Here is a 4,319-nt window from a genome sequence, read left to right as displayed (position 1 = left end):
GCGTCCAGATACGCGGACACCGCATCCGGCCCACCCCACAACTCCTCCAACGGATCAACATCCGCCGAGGAGAGACGTGCCCGGAACCGGTTCATACCCCCCACGATAAGCAGGACCTCCGACATTCAAGCCCGCCAACAATCGGCCACGCCACTTGCGCGGTCGAAAATTGCTCGCGCTGCGCACTCTTCGGCAGCGCGAGCCACAAACGGCAGCGCGTACTCGCTGCGGGTTGGCGCTGGACAGCCAACCCGTCACGTAGCCGCCGAGAGCCACCAGACAACAGGAGACTCGTCGAGGCCCTCGGGCGGTGACGCATGCAGGGCGACGAGCGCGCGTCGCAGACGCTCGAGGCCCGGCCGCGTACGTGGGAATCGCGCGTGGTGGCAGAAGACGACGCCGACATGATGCGGCACGCGCGTCATCGCCGCAGAGAACGTGGAGACGTCCTCGGTCACCACGACGCGAGACTCCTCGGCGGCCTGTGCGAGCACGCGGTCGTCAGCGGCCCCACGCAGTCCGGGGCGATGGGACACCAACGCCACGGCGTCGATACCGTCGGCCGTGAGTTCTTCCGCGAGCCAGCCCGGATAGTGCTCATCGAGAAGGAAGTGCAGGCTAGACGGCATCCAGCGCCCTGCGACGTTCCCACGCTGCGAGCGCCTCGTCTTGCGCCGCGTGCTCGCGCGCGATCTCCTCGTCGATCTCGGCGCGATTGTCCGCCCAATAGCCGAGCGCGGCCTCGACCTCCGCAACCTCGACGCCGGTCGCAAACGCCACTTCCTCCGTCGTGCGCGTTTTCACGTCGTGCTGCAGCCACGCCTCTGCGAACTGCCACACCTGCGGCCCCGACGGCGTGGCGGCACGTCGTTCGCCGGTGGTGGTGGAGACGAAGTGAATGCCGGGATGCTGCTGCATCTTGATCCACTCGCGCACGGCTCCGACAACCACGCTCGACTTCTTTGCGCCGGTACGGCTGACGAACTCGGTCAGCGCGCGATCCACGTCGTCCGGGAAGCGCACGTTCGTTGGGGCTACCATGCACTACAGTGTAGCAATCGCGCCGTGACACGATCTCGCGCACGGCTCGTACGAGCACAACCGGTCAGGCGTCCCCGCGCCAGCGACGCTCGAACGGCAGCCGCCAACCGTGCGGCGCGACGAGTTGGTGGATGGCATTGGGTCCCCAGGTCCCCGGCGGATACGGCTTCACGGCCGGGGGATTCTCCAGCAGGGGCGCTGAGCGCTCCCAGAGCGACTCGATGCCCTCCGCGGTCGTGAAGAGCGTGTGGTCGCCGCGCATCGCGTCCAGGATGAGGCGCTCGTAGGCCTCCAGCACGTCCTTCGCGTGACTGGACTCGCTCGCCGAGAACTGCATCGAGAGCTTGTCGAGCCGCATCCCCGGTCCAGGACGCTTGCCGTAGAAGGACAGCGACACCTTCGACTCGTCCGCGAGGTCGAAGGTGAGGTGATCGGGCCCCTGCGCCCCGATGCCCGACCCCGACGGGAACATCGATTTCGGCGCCTCCTTGAAGGCGACCGAGATGATGCGCATGCCTTCCGACATCCGCTTGCCGGTGCGCAGATAGAAGGGCACGCCCGCCCACCGCCAGTTGTCGATACGCGCGCGCAGCGCGATGAACGTCTCGGTATCGGAGTCGGGGTGGACGCCGGGTTCGTTGCGATAGCCGGTGTATTGGCCTCGCACGACGTCCTCGGGCAGCACCGGCTCCAGCGAGCGGAAGACCTTGTTCTTCTCCTCCGAGATGGACGCCGGCTCGAGCGCCGTCGGCGGTTCCATGGCGACGAATGCCATGACCTGGAACAGGTGGGTCACCACCATGTCCTTGTAGGCACCCGTCGGCTCGTAGAACGCGGCACGTGCGTCGAGTCCGAGCGCCTCGGGCACATCGATCTGGATGTGGTCGATGAAGTTGCGGTTCCAGATCGGCTCGAACAGCCCGTTCGCGAACCGGAAGGCCAGGATGTTCTGCGCCGCCTCCTTGCCGAGGAAGTGGTCGATGCGGAAGATCTGCGATTCCTGGAACGTCCGGTGGATCTCCGCGTTGAGCGAGACGGCGCTGTCGAGATCCTCGCCGAACGGCTTCTCCATGATCACCCGCGACCGCTTGACGAGGCCCGACTCTCGCAGCGACTCGATGACGGCGGTCGCCGCCTGCGGCGGAACGCTGAGGTAGTGCAGCACCCGCGCCCTCTCCCCCAGTTCCTGCTTCACTTCGGCGACCTTCGCCGCGAGGGCCTCGGGACCGGCCGACTGGGGAACGTAGGACAGCATCGGCGCGAAGCGCTGCCACTGCTCGTCGGTCAGCTTGCGCGCGCCGACGGCATCCACCGACTCCCGCGCGAACGTGCGGAACTCGTCGTCGGTGAGGTCATCGAGCGACGTGCCGACCACCCGGATGCCGGCGGTCAGCCCCGAGACGGCGAGGAACCCCAGCCCGCACAACAGCTTGCGGCGCGAAAGGTCCCCCGTCGCACCGACGAGCACGACGACGTGCGGGCCGGCTTCGGGAGCGTCGCGGCGCCCGTGCGCACCGCGACTCGGATAGGCGATCGTCTGGGCCGCGCGGGCGCCATCGGGGGACTCGTTCTCGTCAGTCATGCCCCCATCGTGGGTCGCGCATGTTTCCGGCAGAAACCGAGCCTGCGCCGACAGTGAAAAATCCCGGCCAACGGCGTCGGAACAGGTCAGCCGCGCGCGGGTGACCCACCACCCGCTCGCCGAGTTTGATCGCGCCGAATGTCTGCGGTGACGAAACGAGGGTTGACCCCGAGCCTCGCGCGCGCACCTGTGGACAACTTCGGCGAGTGTCGGAGGTTTGTTCTATCGTGTGGGGTATGGAAAACGGACTGCTGGTGGGGATCGGGGAAGCGCTCGAGGCGCTGACCGCGGTCGGCGGCGACCGCGGTCCCGGGACGCTGGATCCCGGGGAACTGGTCGCGGTGAACGAGGCGTTCGGAGTCTTGAAGCGACGAGTCGATGCGGCGTTCGCTCCGGTCGCGGCCGAGATCGCGCGGCAGTCGCGCACCGAGCTGGGGAAAGACTCCCTCGCCAAGCGTCACGGGTTCCGCTCCCCGGTCGCCCTGATCCAGGCGGCCACGGGATCGACCGTGGGTGAGGCGGTCAAGCTGGTGCAGGTCGGCGAAGCGACCGCGCCCCGCATGGCCCTCACCGGTGAGCCCCTCCCTGCCACGCATCGCCACGTCGCAGACGCCGTCGCGTCAGGGCGGCTCAGCATCGCGTCCGCCTCCGCGATCGTCACCGTCCTGGACCGCGTCGCGATGCGCGTGGATGCCGGGCGCCTCGACACGGCAGAACGGGAACTGTGCCGGCTGGCACCGGGGATGCGGGCCGATGAACTGTCCCGGCTGCTCGCCCGCGCCGAAGCCCACCTCGATCCGGACGGGGTGGAGCCGCGGCACGAGCAGCGCCGCGCCGAGCGATCGCTGCTGTTCCAAGAGCGCGACGGAATGATCCATCTCAACGGGGTGTTCGATGTGGAGACCGGCGCCCCGATCAAGACCGCCGTCGAGGGGATCGTCACCCAGATCCTCCGCGACAACGAGCACGCCGACGACGCCACGCGCGATCAGCGCTCCACGCGGCAGCTTCAGGCCGACGCCCTCCACGACCTGTGCACCCACGCGATCGGGTGCACCACCGTGCCCACCGGACCCACCACCACCGTTGTCGTCAGAATGGGTCTGCAGGAACTGGAGACCGGGACCGGCACCGCTACGATCGACGGGCTCGACACCCCCCTCCCGGCCACCGCCATGCGCCGCGCAGCGGCCGAGCTGCAGTTCATCCCCTGCGTCCTCGGCGGCGACAACGAGATCCTCGACTGGGGACGCGCCCGCCGGCTCTACACCCCGGCACAGAAACTCGCCCTCGCCGAACGCGACGGCGGCTGCGCGATGTGCGGCGCCCCGCCCGCCTTCACCCACGGCCACCACATCCGATGGTGGAACCGCGATGCCGGGCCGACGGATCTCGACAACGGATGCCTCCTCTGCACCGGATGCCACCACCGCATCCACAACGACGGATGGGACATCCGCGTCGAAGGCACCGGCATCACCGCAAACGTCTGGTTCATCCCGCCACCTTGGATCGACGCCGACCGAACACCACGCCTCGGCGGCAACCGCCGCTACACCCTCACCGCCTGACGGGCGGTGCGAACGGCGCCCCGCACCAACGTGGACCGACGTGGGCTGACGTGGGACGTCCCCCACCGTGCGGCGACTCAGCCGCGCGCGGGCGAGAGCAGCGCGACCGGGTAGCGGTCGAGCAG

General features: G+C 68.6%; 4 protein-coding genes. 1 reads left to right on the top strand and 3 read right to left on the bottom strand.

Features of this window, described 5'->3' with window-relative positions; genetic code table 11:
• Positions 1-254 precede the first annotated feature (254 nt).
• The 3 genes from WBP48_RS13370 to zwf form a co-directional block, all read right to left on the bottom strand.
• A complete protein-coding gene (locus WBP48_RS13370; protein WP_424441216.1) occupies positions 255-629 on the bottom strand; it encodes a DUF5615 family PIN-like protein in 375 nt (124 codons plus the stop codon).
• Complete coding sequence (locus WBP48_RS13365; RefSeq protein WP_424441215.1) at positions 619-1,041, bottom strand: hypothetical protein; 423 nt, start codon at positions 1,039-1,041, stop codon at positions 619-621. The genes WBP48_RS13370 and WBP48_RS13365 overlap by 11 nt, the downstream gene beginning before the upstream one ends.
• 64 nt (positions 1,042-1,105) lie before the next feature.
• Positions 1,106-2,623 carry a glucose-6-phosphate dehydrogenase gene (zwf, locus tag WBP48_RS13360; protein WP_424441213.1) on the bottom strand — a complete coding sequence of 506 codons (1,518 nt, stop codon included), beginning with the start codon at positions 2,621-2,623 and terminating at the stop codon, positions 1,106-1,108.
• 236 nt (positions 2,624-2,859) lie between these two features.
• Here zwf and WBP48_RS13355 point away from each other — a divergent pair, with 236 nt between their 5' ends.
• A complete protein-coding gene (locus tag WBP48_RS13355; RefSeq protein ID WP_424441211.1) occupies positions 2,860-4,194 on the top strand; it encodes a DUF222 domain-containing protein in 1,335 nt (444 codons plus the stop codon).
• Positions 4,195-4,319 lie beyond the last annotated feature (125 nt).

This window comes from Microbacterium sp., assembly GCF_049661145.1.
Classification (GTDB): Bacteria; Actinomycetota; Actinomycetes; order Actinomycetales; family Microbacteriaceae; genus Microbacterium.
This window is presented reverse-complemented; position numbering and strand designations above follow the sequence as displayed.

Coding starts and splice junctions, on each gene's coding strand:
- WBP48_RS13355 (WP_424441211.1), top strand. CDS start 2,860: ATGGAAAACGGACTGCTGGTGGGGATCGGGGAAGCGCTCGAGGCGCTG.
- zwf (WP_424441213.1), bottom strand. CDS start 2,623: ATGACTGACGAGAACGAGTCCCCCGATGGCGCCCGCGCGGCCCAGACG.
- WBP48_RS13370 (WP_424441216.1), bottom strand. CDS start 629: ATGCCGTCTAGCCTGCACTTCCTTCTCGATGAGCACTATCCGGGCTGG.
- WBP48_RS13365 (WP_424441215.1), bottom strand. CDS start 1,041: ATGGTAGCCCCAACGAACGTGCGCTTCCCGGACGACGTGGATCGCGCG.